Source organism: uncultured Veillonella sp. (genome assembly GCF_900545205.1).
In the GTDB taxonomy this organism is placed as follows: domain Bacteria; phylum Bacillota; class Negativicutes; order Veillonellales; family Veillonellaceae; genus Veillonella.
This window is the reverse complement of sequence record NZ_UQYC01000050.1, coordinates 1-14,609: the sequence shown is the minus strand read 5'-3', so window position 1 is coordinate 14,609 and position 14,609 is coordinate 1. Positions and strand designations below refer to the sequence as shown.

Annotated in this window: 13 protein-coding genes and 2 pseudogenes; 11 read left to right on the top strand and 4 right to left on the bottom strand. The window is 39.5% G+C overall.

Going from position 1 to position 14,609, the window contains the following annotated elements:
* Positions 1 to 60: 60 nt before the first annotated feature.
* Positions 61 to 393, bottom strand: a pseudogene (locus tag QZR70_RS06340) (gamma-glutamyl-gamma-aminobutyrate hydrolase family protein); the annotation flags it as partial.
* 237 nt (positions 394 to 630) lie between these two features.
* Between QZR70_RS06340 and QZR70_RS06335 the strand changes: the two are divergent.
* Positions 631 to 1,668 carry an AEC family transporter gene (locus QZR70_RS06335; RefSeq protein WP_295793883.1) on the top strand — a complete coding sequence of 346 codons (1,038 nt, stop codon included), beginning with the start codon at positions 631 to 633 and terminating at the stop codon, positions 1,666 to 1,668.
* Positions 1,669 to 1,789: 121 nt separating this feature from the next.
* Positions 1,790 to 3,175, top strand: a complete 1,386-nt coding sequence (locus tag QZR70_RS06330; protein ID WP_295793881.1) for a hypothetical protein — start codon at positions 1,790 to 1,792, stop codon at positions 3,173 to 3,175.
* Between the two features lie 58 nt (positions 3,176 to 3,233).
* On the opposite strand, the gene QZR70_RS06325 is transcribed toward QZR70_RS06330, so the two are convergent.
* The 3 genes from QZR70_RS06325 to QZR70_RS06315 form a co-directional block, all read right to left on the bottom strand.
* A complete protein-coding gene (locus QZR70_RS06325) occupies positions 3,234 to 4,790 on the bottom strand; it encodes a polysaccharide biosynthesis protein (protein ID WP_295793879.1) in 1,557 nt (518 codons plus the stop codon).
* Between the two features lie 3 nt (positions 4,791 to 4,793).
* Complete coding sequence (fba, locus tag QZR70_RS06320) at positions 4,794 to 5,723, bottom strand: class II fructose-1,6-bisphosphate aldolase (RefSeq protein WP_077708526.1); 930 nt, start codon at positions 5,721 to 5,723, stop codon at positions 4,794 to 4,796.
* A gap of 252 nt (positions 5,724 to 5,975) precedes the next feature.
* On the bottom strand, positions 5,976 to 6,875 hold the full coding sequence (locus QZR70_RS06315; RefSeq protein WP_295793875.1) for an RluA family pseudouridine synthase: 900 nt from the start codon (positions 6,873 to 6,875) through the stop codon (positions 5,976 to 5,978).
* Between the two features lie 211 nt (positions 6,876 to 7,086).
* Here QZR70_RS06315 and QZR70_RS06310 point away from each other — a divergent pair, with 211 nt between their 5' ends.
* The 9 genes and pseudogenes from QZR70_RS06310 to QZR70_RS06270 all read left to right on the top strand — a co-directional run.
* Positions 7,087 to 8,703, top strand: a complete 1,617-nt coding sequence (locus tag QZR70_RS06310) for a WG repeat-containing protein (protein ID WP_295793873.1) — start codon at positions 7,087 to 7,089, stop codon at positions 8,701 to 8,703.
* A 311-nt stretch (positions 8,704 to 9,014) separates the two neighbouring features.
* Positions 9,015 to 9,509, top strand: a complete 495-nt coding sequence (locus tag QZR70_RS06305; protein ID WP_004696277.1) for a YajQ family cyclic di-GMP-binding protein — start codon at positions 9,015 to 9,017, stop codon at positions 9,507 to 9,509.
* Positions 9,510 to 9,580: 71 nt separating this feature from the next.
* Positions 9,581 to 10,699 (top strand): cobalt-precorrin-5B (C(1))-methyltransferase CbiD, encoded by a 1,119-nt coding sequence (cbiD, locus tag QZR70_RS06300; RefSeq protein ID WP_119207135.1) that lies wholly within the window; start codon positions 9,581 to 9,583, stop codon positions 10,697 to 10,699.
* Entirely contained in the window at positions 10,675 to 11,301 is a 627-nt protein-coding gene (gene cbiE, locus QZR70_RS06295) for a precorrin-6y C5,15-methyltransferase (decarboxylating) subunit CbiE (protein ID WP_009351756.1), read from the top strand. The genes cbiD and cbiE overlap by 25 nt, the downstream gene beginning before the upstream one ends.
* On the top strand, positions 11,298 to 11,885 hold the full coding sequence (gene cbiT, locus QZR70_RS06290; protein WP_054748358.1) for a precorrin-6Y C5,15-methyltransferase (decarboxylating) subunit CbiT: 588 nt from the start codon (positions 11,298 to 11,300) through the stop codon (positions 11,883 to 11,885). Before cbiE ends, cbiT begins: the two co-directional genes overlap by 4 nt.
* Before the next feature lies 1 nt (position 11,886).
* Positions 11,887 to 12,648, top strand: a complete 762-nt coding sequence (gene cobM / locus QZR70_RS06285) for a precorrin-4 C(11)-methyltransferase (RefSeq protein WP_024064141.1) — start codon at positions 11,887 to 11,889, stop codon at positions 12,646 to 12,648.
* Positions 12,649 to 12,652: 4 nt separating this feature from the next.
* Entirely contained in the window at positions 12,653 to 13,798 is a 1,146-nt protein-coding gene (locus QZR70_RS06280; protein ID WP_257846701.1) for a cobalt-precorrin 5A hydrolase, read from the top strand.
* Between the two features lie 29 nt (positions 13,799 to 13,827).
* On the top strand, positions 13,828 to 14,517 hold the full coding sequence (gene cobJ / locus QZR70_RS06275; RefSeq protein ID WP_005386203.1) for a precorrin-3B C(17)-methyltransferase: 690 nt from the start codon (positions 13,828 to 13,830) through the stop codon (positions 14,515 to 14,517).
* Positions 14,514 to 14,609, top strand: a pseudogene (locus tag QZR70_RS06270) (precorrin-6A reductase); the annotation flags it as partial. The gene cobJ and the pseudogene QZR70_RS06270, both read left to right, overlap by 4 nt.

Genomic DNA, 14,609 nt, shown 5'->3' with positions numbered 1-14,609 from the left:
TCACTGTGCCCCACACGCCCTGAAGTTCCTTCACTGTGTCCCACACGCCCTGAAACACAAGATAGGAATTTGTTTTTCTTCTGCTGCTTTCAGTAAAGCAAAATCGAATTGATCTCGTTCAGGGAATACATCGCCTAAACCTTGCAATGGTTCCTCACCGTAATTAAGTGGCGATACATCATGGCCGCCAGATAATAATAAGGCATCAAGTTTTGCCACTGTTTCACGGGCTACGTCGAGATTTTTTGTAAATGGAATGATAACTGGAATGCCACCAGCTTCTTCGATGGAGCGTGGGTAGTCTTGGTTTACGTAAGAACGTAACAAATCTACATAGGCACCACTAGTATCTCGTAAGATATTACCAGATACACCAATAAATGGTTTTGTCATAATATCACCTCATATGTGTAAAATATTGTACAATTAGTATAATTTTAGTATATCAAATATTCGTGAATAAATAATACTACTATTGTAATTAATTATAAAACTCATACGTACTAAAATATGTTAAGAATGATACATTTTCTAAAATTCATATTACTTTTGTAGGAAAATTATATACATATATGTTTTGTTAAAAACATGGTATGATAGATTACGAATAAACTGTACGGGAGGTTTACTATGGTTTTTCTTACATCCTTACAGAGCATCATACCTATTGTATTGCTAATCTCGCTAGGGTATATACTAAAAGGGCGAGGAATGTTTCACCCTATATTTAGTGGTAACCTATCTAGATTTATCATGTCTGTTGCGTTACCAGCCGGTGTATTCGTATCTGTATTGCATCATCTACATACATCGGATTTATGGGATCTTCGATATGGGATGCTAGCCGTTACATTAACCTATGTAATTGCGTATATCGTTGCTTTTATCATGATGAAAGCTCTGAAAGTACCTCGAGGTAGGCGTGGTATTTTTATAAATATGGTAGTTAATGATAACTGCTTATTTATTGGATTGCCAGTGCAAATCGCCCTCTTTGGTCAAGATGCGCTACCATATTTCTTGTTATATTATATCGGTAACACTATTTCAGTATGGATGGTTGGGGTATTCCTTATAGAATTAGATCCACTGCCTAATGCTGAATTAGGTTTTGATAATAGTAAAACGGATGTCATAAGTAATAGCACAGTAGATACAGAAACAAAGCGTAAGAAGTTTAAATTTGATTTGAAGAAGTTATTACCTCCACCATTGTTAGGGTTCTTTGTAGCATTGATATTCTTATTCTTTGAAATTCCTTTAGCACCAATTTTACATACTACATTGAATTACTTAGGTGATATGGTAACCCCATTATCATTGATTTATATTGGTATCGTACTTCATGATGCGGGCCTAAAAAGCATGAAGCTCAATAAAGATTCTATTGGCGGTATTATAGGTCGTTTTGTAATTTCACCGATTATTATGTTCTGTGTCATTCTGGGCTTGCAATATGGTGCAGGTATCGTCCTAGAACCAATAGCAATCATTACCTTTGTTGTACAATCGGCAGGGCCCGTTATTGCAGTATTACCAATTGTAGCCAATGAATCGAAAGCTGACTTGCCATTTGCTACAGGCCTTGTCATGATTAGTACTATATTATTTGTGGTAGCTATACCAATTATTATGGAAATTTTAACTATGATGGGCATAACAGCATAAACTATAAAGTCTGACTATATAGTCAGACTTTTTTTTCTATATTATTTCTATACAAGTGAAATTGATAAAATATAAAATAAGTGTTAAAATTATAAACAAATATATGTATTTAAGGAGAGATATGATGCTAAGACGTTTGTTATTGTTAAGTTGTATTGGTTTTATAGGGACTATAGGCGTATCTCAGGCCATTGATGTTAATATTCCTGGGGCTCGCCCAGATATTGGGAAAGAAGCGTATCAAGAATATCGTATTCAAGGAGAATTCGCTAAGAAGGTTGATGACTACCAAGAGTCTGAGGTTAAAAAATGGGCACAATATGACCCCAATTATGATAATGAAAAATTAGATGATGATATTTATAAATCGCAAGAATTAGTTAGGGCGATTTATCATTCTAAAACGGTATATATTATTAAAGATAATGGAGCAGATATAAAATTTACAGGTCCTAAAGAAAGTATAATAGGCTGGTCTATTGATCCGAAACATTTTTCTTCATATCCTATTAAGAATGGTGGCATAACTTTATCAGGAGTAGCTGATTTTGGCTATGAAACAAGACCACAACCTAAAGGTTCTAAGTGGGAAAATACAAATGTCGAGTATGCAGATGTAAATAAATCTATCATACAGGATGTAATAAGAAAGAGTTTAGAAAAAGAAAAGTCTGTTCCTCATTTTGTAGATGGAGGTGTTTTTACATATCCTGGTCTTGAAAAAGCAACTTGGGATGTAATCGGATTTGATGATCATTATGTAGAGGGGACAATTAATTTTACGTTACCAAAAACCCCTACTCTTTCTTATCATATTATTCACTCTCTAAATAAAGATATTATAAAAAATATTATTAAAGACGATACTCAACGTTCTATCACAGATACCATGGGGCCATTAGCTAATTATGTATTACCTTCGATTAAGCCTGCAAGTGATGTTTTGGGCTATACTGATCCCGTACGTCTTGGACCTTATACATTTAGAGTATTAAAAAATAGTAAATTTAAGGAGCATGAAGTAATAGGTCGGGCGGATTATGATATCTATCAATCAGGACGTATTAAGGCTGTATTTGGTAAGCAACCCTTGGTAGAAGGTGTTAGTGTTGAGAAAAAGAATATTCTATACAGTTATTTAAAAATGATTGTTGAAAATCATGGATTAAAAGGGCATAAACGATTACAATATGCCACAGTTTGGAATAACAGTGTACCTGCATTATACTTTGAAGCGGTTAAAGAAAATTCAACACTCTTTGGTATGGTGTTATATGATAACCAAAATCTATATACGTATTATCTATATAAACCACATGATGTTCATGTAAGTAATTATAAATTGCGTGATGTGATTCAATATGTAGATATTAAATCTAGTAAAGAGTTATTTGATAAGGTTACTGTAGGAATTGGTTTTACTCCGAATCGAATCCAATTTATGGAAATACGTCCAGATAATAAAAATAATGGCAATGATAAAAAATTAAGTAGCAGTAAAAAATAATGTAATAGTTAGCGTAAAAAAGAGGTTTAACACATATGTGTTAAACCTCTTTAAGTTATTATCTAAAGAATCTACCAATGAGTGGCATGCTTGCACCATCATTTTTATTAAGTCCTTTTAAAAGAACCATGATAATAACATAGAGCAATAGGCCTTCGATACCAGTAAGTATGAAATTAGCCCACATTGGTAACATATCTATTAAGTAGTGGTAGCTCATATAGATGAGTATACCCATGACACCGGCGCTGACCACGTTTTTCCAAAGTAAGGAAATATCGAGGAAGTAGCCTGTGTATTTTTTAATATAAATCAAGTTTAGCAATGCAGCAAAGCCAATATCAGCAACTGTTGCCCAAGCAGCACCACCGATACCAAGCCAAGGAATAGCCGTTAATGTCCAGTTAAGGATGACCTTGATTATTAGAGCAATGCCCATATTAACTACTGGGATACGCGGCTTGTTGAGGCCTTGTAAGATACCTGTTGTTACTTGGTGCACACCGAGGAAGAAGATGGAGAACGCAGTAATTTGCGTTGCTAATTCTGCCTTAGGTGCATTATAAATCAAGGTTACTGTAGGTGCAGCGAGTACATATAATAGCACCGTAAATGGTACAGTTGCCATAAATGTTAGTCGCATAGAACCTGCAGTGCGGTCATAAATACCTTCATGATCGCGTTTGGCAAAGGCATGAGATATAGCTGGGACAATGCTTGTTGCAAGAGCCGCAGTAATAATGGTTGCCAAGTTGATGAGCGGAACCGCCATACCTGTAAGATAACCGAACAGTTCTGTTACTTCATTCATCGGGAAACCAGCATCTAAGAGTCGACGTGGAACGATGAGCAAATCGAGGTTGGCTGTTAATGGCAACATGATACTTGCTAAGGAAATTGGAATAGACAATGTTAAGAGTCGTGACAAAATTTCTTTAGCTGATTCACGAGGGCCATCGTAGCTTTCACCAGTGCTACTTGCCTTAGGCAATTTGTAGTAATAGTACAAGAGCACTAGAAAGGCACCAAAGGCACCGACACCAGCACCTAAGCTTGCGCCACCTGCAGCAGCTGGTAGACCATAAGGTAACAAGATAGCTGCGGCACCGAGCATGACGATAACACGTAACAGTTGTTCTACGATTTGACTGACCGCCGTTGGCGTCATCATTTCATAGCCTTGGATATACCCGCGGAAGCAGGAAATCCACGTTACAAAGAATACTGCCGGAGCGAGCGCGATGATAGAGTAGTAGGCACGGCTTTCAGCAATGAGTCCACTAGAGATTAGCCAATCTGCACCAAAGTACATGGCAAGACTGGCGATAAAGCCTGTAATGGTTAACATTGTAAAAGATATATTGAATACTCTCTTAGCACCACCAAAGTCGTGTAAGGCTAATCGTTCTGCCGTCAAAATAGAGATGGCAATCGGCACACCTGCGCTCGAAATTTGTAATAGTAACAAATAGATAGGAAAGGCCATCTGGTAGATACCGATGCCTTCACCACCCAAGATGCGAGATAGAAGAATCCAGTTAATACTACCGATGGCTTTTACTACGAAACCGGCAATGGTTAAAATTAAGGTTCCTTTTAAAAATCCACTAGCCATTGATTATAGTTTGTTGGAAGAACCTAATACATTTTTGATTTTGTGAGCTACCATGCCTTTAATAGCATCACGAGCAGGTCCTAAGTATTTACGAGGGTCAAATTCGGATGGATTTTGAGCCAAGTATTCACGTACAGATGCAGTCATTGCAAGGCGAAGGTCTGTATCAATGTTGATTTTGCAAACTGCCATTTGAGCTGCCTTACGAAGCATTTCTTCTGGTACGCCTTGTGCACCAGGAATGTTGCCACCGAATTCGTTACATTTAGCTACGAATTCAGGCAATACGGAGGATGCACCATGCAATACGATTGGGAAGTTAGGCAATAATTCGCCAACTTTTTTCAAACGATCAAAGTCAAGGTAAGGGTCACCTTTAAATTTATAAGCACCGTGGCTAGTACCAATAGCAATTGCTAAGGAGTCTACACCTGTAAGATGTACGAATTCAGCAGCTTGTTCTGGGTCAGTGAAGCGAGCATCTGCATCGGATACATTTACATCATCTTCAACACCAGCTAAACGGCCCAATTCTGCTTCTACTACAACGCCATGAGCATGAGCATATTCAACAACTTGTTTAGTGATTTTTACGTTTTCATCGAAATCATGGTGAGATGCGTCGATCATAACGGATGTAAAACCACCATCTACACAGTCTTTACAGATTTCGAAGGAATCGCCGTGATCAAGGTGAAGCGCGATAGGTAAGTTGCTGTCTTCAAGAGCTGCTTCTACGAGTTTTACAAGGTAAATATGTTTAGCATATTTACGAGCACCTGCAGATACTTGCAAGATAAGAGGGGATTGTTCCTCTTTTGCAGCGTCTACGATACCTTGTACGATTTCCATGTTGTTTACATTGAAAGCGCCAACAGCATAGCCGCCTTCATAGGCTTTTTTGAACATTTCTGTAGTAGTAACTAATGGCATGTTGTCCTCCTTGGCCATAGGGCCTGTCATATCATGTTATTAATACTGTGACTGCTAGTATTTCTAGCGCATATGAGCTAGATAAAAAACTAGTGTTATTGCAATCATATATCAATTCAAGTTAAGTATATCAAGAAACACTATAAAGGGCCAATATTTTTTGTATAACTTATGCATAAAATTCGTCAAATTTTATGGCCCATGTGGGTTGAATTTTATGTATTAGTGTTTATTTTGTAAATATTGATCACCTTAGTAGGTCAATAATGCCTTCATATCCGATGGTATTGGTGCCTGTAGTTCTAACCATTCATCTGTCATGGGATGGTAAAAGCTAACGCGTGATGCATGGAGTGCTTGGCGCTGAATATATTTTAAATGACCACCATATAAATCATCTCCAGCCAGGGGATATCCCAGTTGAGATAGATGGACACGAATTTGATGGGTTCGCCCTGTATGTAACAAACATTGAACATGAGTGAAGTATTGGTCTATCATATTTTGACTAATGGCATTACTACCAAGAACCGTTATATCTGTGTGAGCTGGTTTACCTTCACTCGTACAACAACGCTCGATAATACTACCTGGTTTGCGTCCGATAGGCCAATGAATGCTTATATGATTAGTAGGTAATTGACCTTCTACAATAGCATCGTAGTTTTTATGAAAATGAGTTCGCTTTTTATCAAACGCATGTTGTACTACAGAGGTTTTGGCGATGATAACAATGCCAGACGTATCCTTATCCAATCGATGAACAGGATGAAAATCATAATGCTGATTTGTTTCTTGGTAGTAATGTAGAACACCATTTGCTAAGGTATAATCTCGTACCGTTGAGGTTGGATGCATAAGAACACCAGCCTCCTTGTTGATAACTAGAATATACTCATCTTCGTAGACAATATCCAGATTCATAGGGCTTACACTAAATTCTTGCTCTGGTGTCAATTTCATAACGAGATGATCACCACCATGTACTAGGGTGTTCCACGTAGCAGCATTGCCATTGACTGTTATGATACCGTCATTTCGCAATCGCCGCCTCATACGTTGTGAAATATGCTGTTGTTTTATAATATGATTCATAGACTGCGTATGTACGTCAGAATCTACAATCAAGTCGATTATGGTTGCTGTTTTCATAGATAATATTATATCAAATAAATAATGGATGAAGAATTTTTCATAATTTGTTGTCTATATTAGGGTCTATATAGTATAATTTTTATTAATGTTTTTTATATATTTTTTATGTGTAAGTTTTATTTATAGCACTGCATTTTTGTTTTAGCAGTTCAATTTCTTAGAACCATATAGAGAGTAAATATGGTTTACTTTGTAAAAGGAGAGGTTTATGAATCTTAACAAGAAATCCTTATTAGTCGCTTGTGTGTTGGCGGCTATGTCTACAAGTGCTTTCGCAGCATCTACTACAACATCTACTACTGGTACAACAGTGATGAATCAAGATACACCAACATCTACTAGTACAAAAGTTACACGTGAACAACATACTTCGACTCTATCTACATCTACAACAACAACTACAGAAAAATCTTCAAACCGTTCTAGTAGTACCTCTGTGGGCGTAGGTGTTGGTATTGGTCGACTTGATACCTTCGTACCTATTTCTGGGGCTGTTAAAGAGCCACCAACAGGTGTAAAAAAAGCTATGAAGGTATTGAAAGATGATTCCTTACTACAACAAGGTTATTTAGGGCTTATAAAAGAAAAGGGTAAATGGGGTATCGTAGGTACTAATGGTCAAGTCGTACTAGCTCCAGCCTATAAATCCTTAGATGCATCTAGTAAAAAGGACGGTACGTTCTTTGTTGAGGAAGGTAAAAATAAAATTTCTCACATTAAAGCAGATGGTACTGTATTAGAATCCGGCAAAGAGGCACAAGAAGCTTTATATAGTAGCCTCAATGAAAAAAATACGGCTGTTAAAGAGCTTAATGACTTTGATCCTAAAACTGTTAGCCAAAGCTATCCAAGTGATTCTTATGTAGCTTTCACAGAAAAAGGTAAATTAGGATTTAAAGATGCTAATGGCAATGTAGTGATTCAGCCTCAATTTAAAGCATTATCTGATGTAGAAACTAAATTTAGTGAGGACCGTGCCTTTGTAAAAGCTAATGGCAAAGTGGTTGCTATTGATGGTAAAGGTACTGTATTGTTTAATGCTCCATCTAATGAAGTATACCCATATAAAAATGGCTTAGCTGAATTCCGCCGTAAGGTTAGTCACTTTGGCCTTGGTGGTATTCTAGGTCTTGTAGGTATGGGCTATTTCTATAATCACGGTGGCGTATATCTTGATGGCCTTGGCGGTCTTGTTGATGATGGCATGAAGCGCGGTTATATTGATCGTAATGGTGCTGTTGTAATCGATAGCAAAAACGATTATGTGTACCCTATGGAAGAACATGGTACCTTGGTTCGTAATGAAGGTAAATTAGGCTTTATGAATCGTCAAGGCCAATATGTAATTCAACCTGGCAACTATGAAGCTGGTACAATCGACGTAAACAATGTATTGTTAACATTGAAAAATAAAGATACTAATAAATATGGTATTTTTGATATGGAAACAGGCAAACAAGAGGTGCCATTTAAATACGATACTATTGACTTTGTAGGTGAACATGAAATGTCTGTCACTAACGATACAAATCGTTATGTAGTAGATATGGCTACTGGTCGCGTTATCTATAAAGGTGATAAATCTATGAACGTAAAAACGTTCCTTGGTGATACGTATACATGGGTATATAACAAAGACGGTAATTATAAGATTCTATCCCTTGATGGTACAGTGACAGAAACTCCAGTTATGAAAGATATTTCTGGTACTGGTAGCTTCTCTCATGGTTACAGCCCTGTAAAAATTAAAGGCAAATGGGGGATTATTAACTCTAAAGGCGAGCTAGTAGTTCAACCTACTTACGATGAAATCACAATTTTATAATTATAACCTTAAGACTGCATTTGAAAGAGTGCAGTCTTTTTCTATTTCTTGACTATATTGATTATATGTATAAAATTTTTATATTTATCTATATATTTATTCAATAGATATCCAATGGATAATTCTTCTATGATTAATAATAGTTATAATTAAAAATCTCGATTTACCTAGAAAATAAGCCTGTTATAAGGTATAATTATAGAGATATATTCCGATTTGGTGTACATTTACACTTTCACTTGGAATATGAGGATGATGAAAGTAATGCTATGGACCCCATGCCCAACGGGTTCAGGTGTAGGAGGTATAAAATGGCTAAAGATTGTTCCTTTGACGTTGTGTCCGAAGTGGATATGCAGGAAGTAGATAATGCGGTAAACCAAGCGAAAAAAGAGATTGGTACGCGCTATGATTTCCGCGGTTCTAAAGCGGAAATTAGTCTTGAAGGTGACACTATCAAAATCATCGGTGATGATGAATATAAATTGAATGCCATTATCGATGTTTTAAAAGGCAAAATGGTTAAACGTAACGTAGCGATTAAAAATCTTGACTACGGCAAAGTTGAACCAGCTGCTGGTGCTACAGTTCGCCAAATCATTACTATTAAAAAAGGCATTACAAAAGAAAATGCTAAAGAAGTAGTAAAAGCAATTAAAAACATGAAAATTAAGGTACAAGCATCTATCCAAGAGGATCAAGTGCGTGTATCTGGTAAGGATAAAGATGATTTGCAAGCAGTAATCCAAATGTTAAAACAATTGGATATCCCTGTAGAATTGCAATTCGTTAACTTCCGTTCCTAATAACATATGTCTATAAGATAGGGTTAGTTTGATTCATTGGAGTTGCTAACCTTATCGGTGTAGGAGGCCTTATGAAAGTAGAGGACATGAAGGGTGGCTATACCACAGGTTCATGTGCTACGGCAGGTATGAAAGCTGGTTTATTGGCCCTCTTAGATAAGAACATCGTGGATCAAGTGGTTATTGAAAATCCTCAAGGTCAGTATATTGAGGTACCTATCAAACAGGTAGAGGTCATATCCGATACAGAGGCTAAGGTGACCGTTATGAAAGACGGCGGCGACGATCCTGATGTAACCCATGGCAATGATGTGGAAACGACGGTGACTCTTGATGATACTGGTGAACTACGATTCCGGGCAGGCTTTGGCGTTGGGACGGTAACGAAACCGGGCCTTGCGATGCCGCCAGGAGAACCGGCTATCAATCCAGGGCCTAGGACGATGATGAACATCGTCTTTGAAGAGCATTGTGTACATGGCCAAGGTGTAACAGTAACGGTGAGCGTACCAAACGGTATGGTATTAGCCAAGAAAACGTTAAATCATACCCTGGGTATCGAAGGTGGTATTTCCATTATCGGTACTACGGGTATCGTTAAGCCTATGAGTGAAGAAGGGTTCAAGAACTCGTTAGTACCTCAGCTAAAGGTTATGAAAGCTAATGGTTGTGAAACGGCTGTTCTCGTGCCGGGCCGTATCGGTCAGGATCTGGCGGAACAAGTACTTGGTATACATAAGAACCAAATGGCAGAAACGAGCAACTTTATTGGCTTTATGCTTGAAAAGGCAGTACAAATTGGCTTCAAGCGTATCTTGATCATCGGTCATATTGGTAAGCTCATAAAATTAGCTAGTGGTAGTTTCCATACCCACAATCGCATGAGTGATGGCCGCATGGAAAGTATTGTGGCCTACGCTGCTTTAGAAGGGGCATCCCAAGCGGTGTGTGAAGAGCTATTTAATTGCCAAACAACAGAGTCTACGTTCCCTATTTTGGAACGCGAAGGACTGACTGGTGTGTACCAACGTGTTGTAGATCGTGCATCGTTACGTAGTGAGCGATACATTGCTAATGAAGCAGAGGTAGGTATCATTATTACCACCTTAAAAGGTGAGATTTTGGCAATGGATAAACATGCTAAAGAGATAGGAGAGCTTGAACAATGGCACATACCTTGTATATCGTAGGCATTGGTCCGGGTAATCCTGATTATGTGGTGCCTAGAGGCCTTAATTTAATTAAACATGCCACAGTATTGGTAGGTAGTGAACGTTCTTTAGAGGACTTTCAAGAGCCTGGTCAAATTACATATCCTGTGACAGGTAAGCTTAGCTTACTGGCTGAGCAAATTGAGCGTGAGCTCAACGACCATGATGTTGTAGTTATGGTAAGCGGTGATACAGGCTACTACAGCTTGTTACCGTATTTGAAAAAGAAATTTACTGCTAACCCTATTGAGGTTGTGCCCGGCATTAGTTCTATGACCTTTGCCTTCGCACGACTTAATGAGGTGTGGCATGATGCGGATTTAATGAGCTTTCACGGTCGCCAACCGGCACCAGAGAAGCTCGTATATGAAGCAGGTAAAAAGATGGGGTTCTTGACGGATCCTGAATATAATCCAGCGCATATTGCGCGTATTTTAATAGATGCAGGTTGGCCAAAAGAAACGAGAGCAGCAGCCCTTGAGCGTTTGAGCTATGATGATGAAAAAATTGTAGACTCCACGTTAGAGGTATTAACTGAGCTTGAAGGCTTTGGTCATTCTGTAATGGTGGTACTAGGATGAGACATTTTTTCGGAATTCCTGATGAGGAATTTATCCGCGGTGACGTGCCGATGACGAAATGCGAGATTCGCAAAGCCGTTATGAACGAGGCACGCATCGAGGAAGATAGCATCGTTCTTGACGTAGGTGCTGGTACGGGCTCTATCTCCATTGAAGCAGCCTTGGCAGCTCCTAAAGGGCATGTATATGCGATTGAGCGCTTTGATAAAGGCATCGACCTTATCAATGAAAATATGAAGAAATTCAATGTAAATAATATGACGGTTATCAAATCTAAAGCTCCTGAAGGCATGGAAGAATTGCCTGAGCTTGATGCGGTTATTATCGGCGGTAGTGCTGGTGGTATGACAGGCATCATGGATGAGGCGCAACGTCTATTAAAAATTGGTGGCCGTCTAGTTGTAACTGCTGTAACAATGGAAACTGGCTACACAATTCTTAAAGAGTTGAAAGGTCGTCCTTTCACCTATGAAGGTTACCAAATGTCTATCAGCCGTTACCGCAAGGCTGGTCCATATCATTTGTTAGATCCATTGAGCCCAATTTTCATTGTATCTGCAACGCGTATCGCAGAAGGAGAGTAATATGGTTGATGTACATATCGTAGGCGCAGGCCCTGGGGATCCTGAGTTAATCACTCGCAAAGGGTATCGTTTAGTGCAAGAGGCAGACGTTGTTATTTACGCTGGCTCCTTGGTAAACCCTGCCATTTTAGAGGCTTGTAAACCAAGCTGTGAAATTCATAACAGTGCTACTATGAACCTTGATGAGGTGTTGGCTGTTATGAAAGCTTCCGTTGAGGCTGGTAAAAGCGTAGTTCGCCTTCACACAGGTGACCCTGCTATTTACGGTGCGATTCAAGAGCAAATGGATGCATTGGCTGGGATGGGTATATCTTATGAAGTCGTGCCAGGTGTAAGCTCTTTCCTTGCTACAGCAGCGGCATTAAAACAAGAATACACATTACCTAATGTGTCCCAAACAGTTATCATTACACGCATGGAAGGCCGTACACCGATGCCTCCAAAGGAAAAATTGCGCATGTTAGCAGCTCATGAAGCAACAATGTGTATTTTCCTTAGCGTTCAAATGTTAGATAAGGTTGTAGCTGAACTCATCGAGGGTGGTTATGACAAAACAACTCCAGTGGCAATCGTGGTAAAAGCGTCTTGGCCAGACCAACGCATTATCCGCGGCACATTGGAAACCATTGCGGACATCGTAGCGAAAGAAGGCGTATTGCGCCAAGCTATGATCGTAGTAAGCCATGTATTAGATAGCGAATACGAATTATCTAAACTTTACGACAAAGGCTTTGCTCACATGTACCGCAGTGCTAAGGACTAATATGATGAAAGCACCAGAAATTGCTGCATCTACGACTGGAGTTAAGAAGAATAGAACGGCTATTCTCTCTGTATCTGAACGAGGTGCAAAGCTAGGTCAACGCATCAAGTCTTTGGTGGCACCCCATGCGGATTGCTTTGAAAAGGAAAATCGTCCCTCTGGTGGTGAGGCTATTTATTTTGACTCCCTCAAAAACCATATAGGACAGATTTTCAAGGATTACGACCAAGTACTTTGTATTATGGCACTCGGTATCGTAGTGCGCATGATTGCACCGTATATTGAGCATAAATCCAAGGATCCTGCGGTAGTCGTAATGGACGAAGTGGGTCACCATGTGATTAGCTTATTGTCTGGGCACCTTGGGGGCGCCAACGAATGGACGCAGTCCATTTCGCTGGCCATCGATGCGGACCCCGTCATTACAACCGCAACGGATGTAAACGGATTGCCAGCGCCTGACGTGTTGGCGCGCCACGAGCATCTGTTGGTCGATGATTTTCAAACTTTAATCAATGTAAACTCTGCCATTGTTGGAGGAGAGAGAGTTGATTATTATATCGATGCTAGCTTACCGAATGCAGAGCATTTAGAACGAGCTGCGAAAGCTCATATTGGTGAGCATGGTATGGTTCATGTTGTTTCTTTGAATCAACTAGATTCTATTCCATGTAAACATGAAAGCTCTGAAGAGGGGACTTCTCGGGTGGTCATTACGGACAAAGTAATTGCCGAGTATGGTCATCAATTGATTTTGCGCCCTCGTACCTATACGATGGGCATTGGCTGTCGTCGAGACACGCCGAAGGAATTGATTCTTGATGCTATTCAACAATCTCTGGCAGCCCATAAGCTTTCACCAAAGAGCCTTGTAACGGCAGCATCGGTCATCGTTAAACAAGACGAAGTAGGCCTATTAGAGGCTATGCAAATTATGGGGTGGCCTATCGTGTTCTATACACAGGACGAGATGGCACCACTCATTGAAGAAGAAGAATTAAAAGAATCTAATTTTGTAAAAGGAACTATAGGAGTAGGAAACGTATGCGAGACAACGGCATTACTAGCGGCCAAGAGCCGAACATTAATACAGCACAAAACAATTTATCCCAAAACAACGGTAGCCATTGCACAGGTAACATCAAAGTAATCGGTATCGGCCCTGGCGATGAAGAGTTTATGACGCCTCAAGCGCGCGAAGCTATCTTAGCTGCTGACCGCGTTGTAGGTTATTTGACATACCTCGACTTGATCAAAGACCTTATCGTAGGTAAAGAAACTGTAGGTACTGCGATGATGCAAGAAGTTGATCGTTGCCAACAAGCTGTTGATTTAGCGGTAGAAGGTCATCAAGTAGTTGTAGTATCCTCTGGTGACTCTGGCGTATACGGCATGGCAGGCCTCGTATTGGAACTTGCTAATAAAGTACCAGCAGAAAAACGTCCTTCCGTAGACATCGTACCTGGTCTTAGTGCTGTAAACGTAGCAGCATCTGTATTGGGTGCACCTTTGATGCATGATTTTGCAGTCATTTCTTTGAGTGATTTGATGACTCCATGGGATCTTATCAAAAAACGTGCTGACCTTTGCGCACAAGGCGACATGGTTATCTCCTTGTACAACCCACGCAGTAAAAAACGCGTTACTCACTTAGATGAAGTTCGCGAAATCGTTCTTAAATATCGCGACCCTAAAACACCTGTTGGTATCGTGCAAAAAGCAGGTCGTCCAGGTCAACATATGGTAATTTCTGACCTTGAAAACTTCACTAACGAAGAAGTAGATATGCAAACACTTGTTATCATTGGTAACAGCCAAACTTATGTTGAAAATGGTCGTATGATTACACCTCGAGGCTATAAATTATGATTTGGGTTATTGCTGGTACCTTGGATGGCCGAACCTTAGCGGTTGATATCCAAGAACGAACCGGTGAAGAGGTTCTCGTGACGGTAGTGAGC

Coding starts and splice junctions, on each gene's coding strand:
- fba (WP_077708526.1), bottom strand. CDS start 5,723: ATGCCATTAGTTACTACTACAGAAATGTTCAAAAAAGCCTATGAAGGC.
- QZR70_RS06280 (WP_257846701.1), top strand. CDS start 12,653: ATGAAAGCACCAGAAATTGCTGCATCTACGACTGGAGTTAAGAAGAAT.
- QZR70_RS06335 (WP_295793883.1), top strand. CDS start 631: ATGGTTTTTCTTACATCCTTACAGAGCATCATACCTATTGTATTGCTA.
- QZR70_RS06315 (WP_295793875.1), bottom strand. CDS start 6,875: ATGAAAACAGCAACCATAATCGACTTGATTGTAGATTCTGACGTACAT.
- QZR70_RS06310 (WP_295793873.1), top strand. CDS start 7,087: ATGAATCTTAACAAGAAATCCTTATTAGTCGCTTGTGTGTTGGCGGCT.
- cobJ (WP_005386203.1), top strand. CDS start 13,828: ATGACGCCTCAAGCGCGCGAAGCTATCTTAGCTGCTGACCGCGTTGTA.
- cobM (WP_024064141.1), top strand. CDS start 11,887: ATGGTTGATGTACATATCGTAGGCGCAGGCCCTGGGGATCCTGAGTTA.
- QZR70_RS06330 (WP_295793881.1), top strand. CDS start 1,790: ATGATGCTAAGACGTTTGTTATTGTTAAGTTGTATTGGTTTTATAGGG.
- cbiT (WP_054748358.1), top strand. CDS start 11,298: ATGAGACATTTTTTCGGAATTCCTGATGAGGAATTTATCCGCGGTGAC.
- QZR70_RS06325 (WP_295793879.1), bottom strand. CDS start 4,790: ATGGCTAGTGGATTTTTAAAAGGAACCTTAATTTTAACCATTGCCGGT.
- cbiE (WP_009351756.1), top strand. CDS start 10,675: ATGGCACATACCTTGTATATCGTAGGCATTGGTCCGGGTAATCCTGAT.
- QZR70_RS06305 (WP_004696277.1), top strand. CDS start 9,015: ATGGCTAAAGATTGTTCCTTTGACGTTGTGTCCGAAGTGGATATGCAG.
- cbiD (WP_119207135.1), top strand. CDS start 9,581: ATGAAAGTAGAGGACATGAAGGGTGGCTATACCACAGGTTCATGTGCT.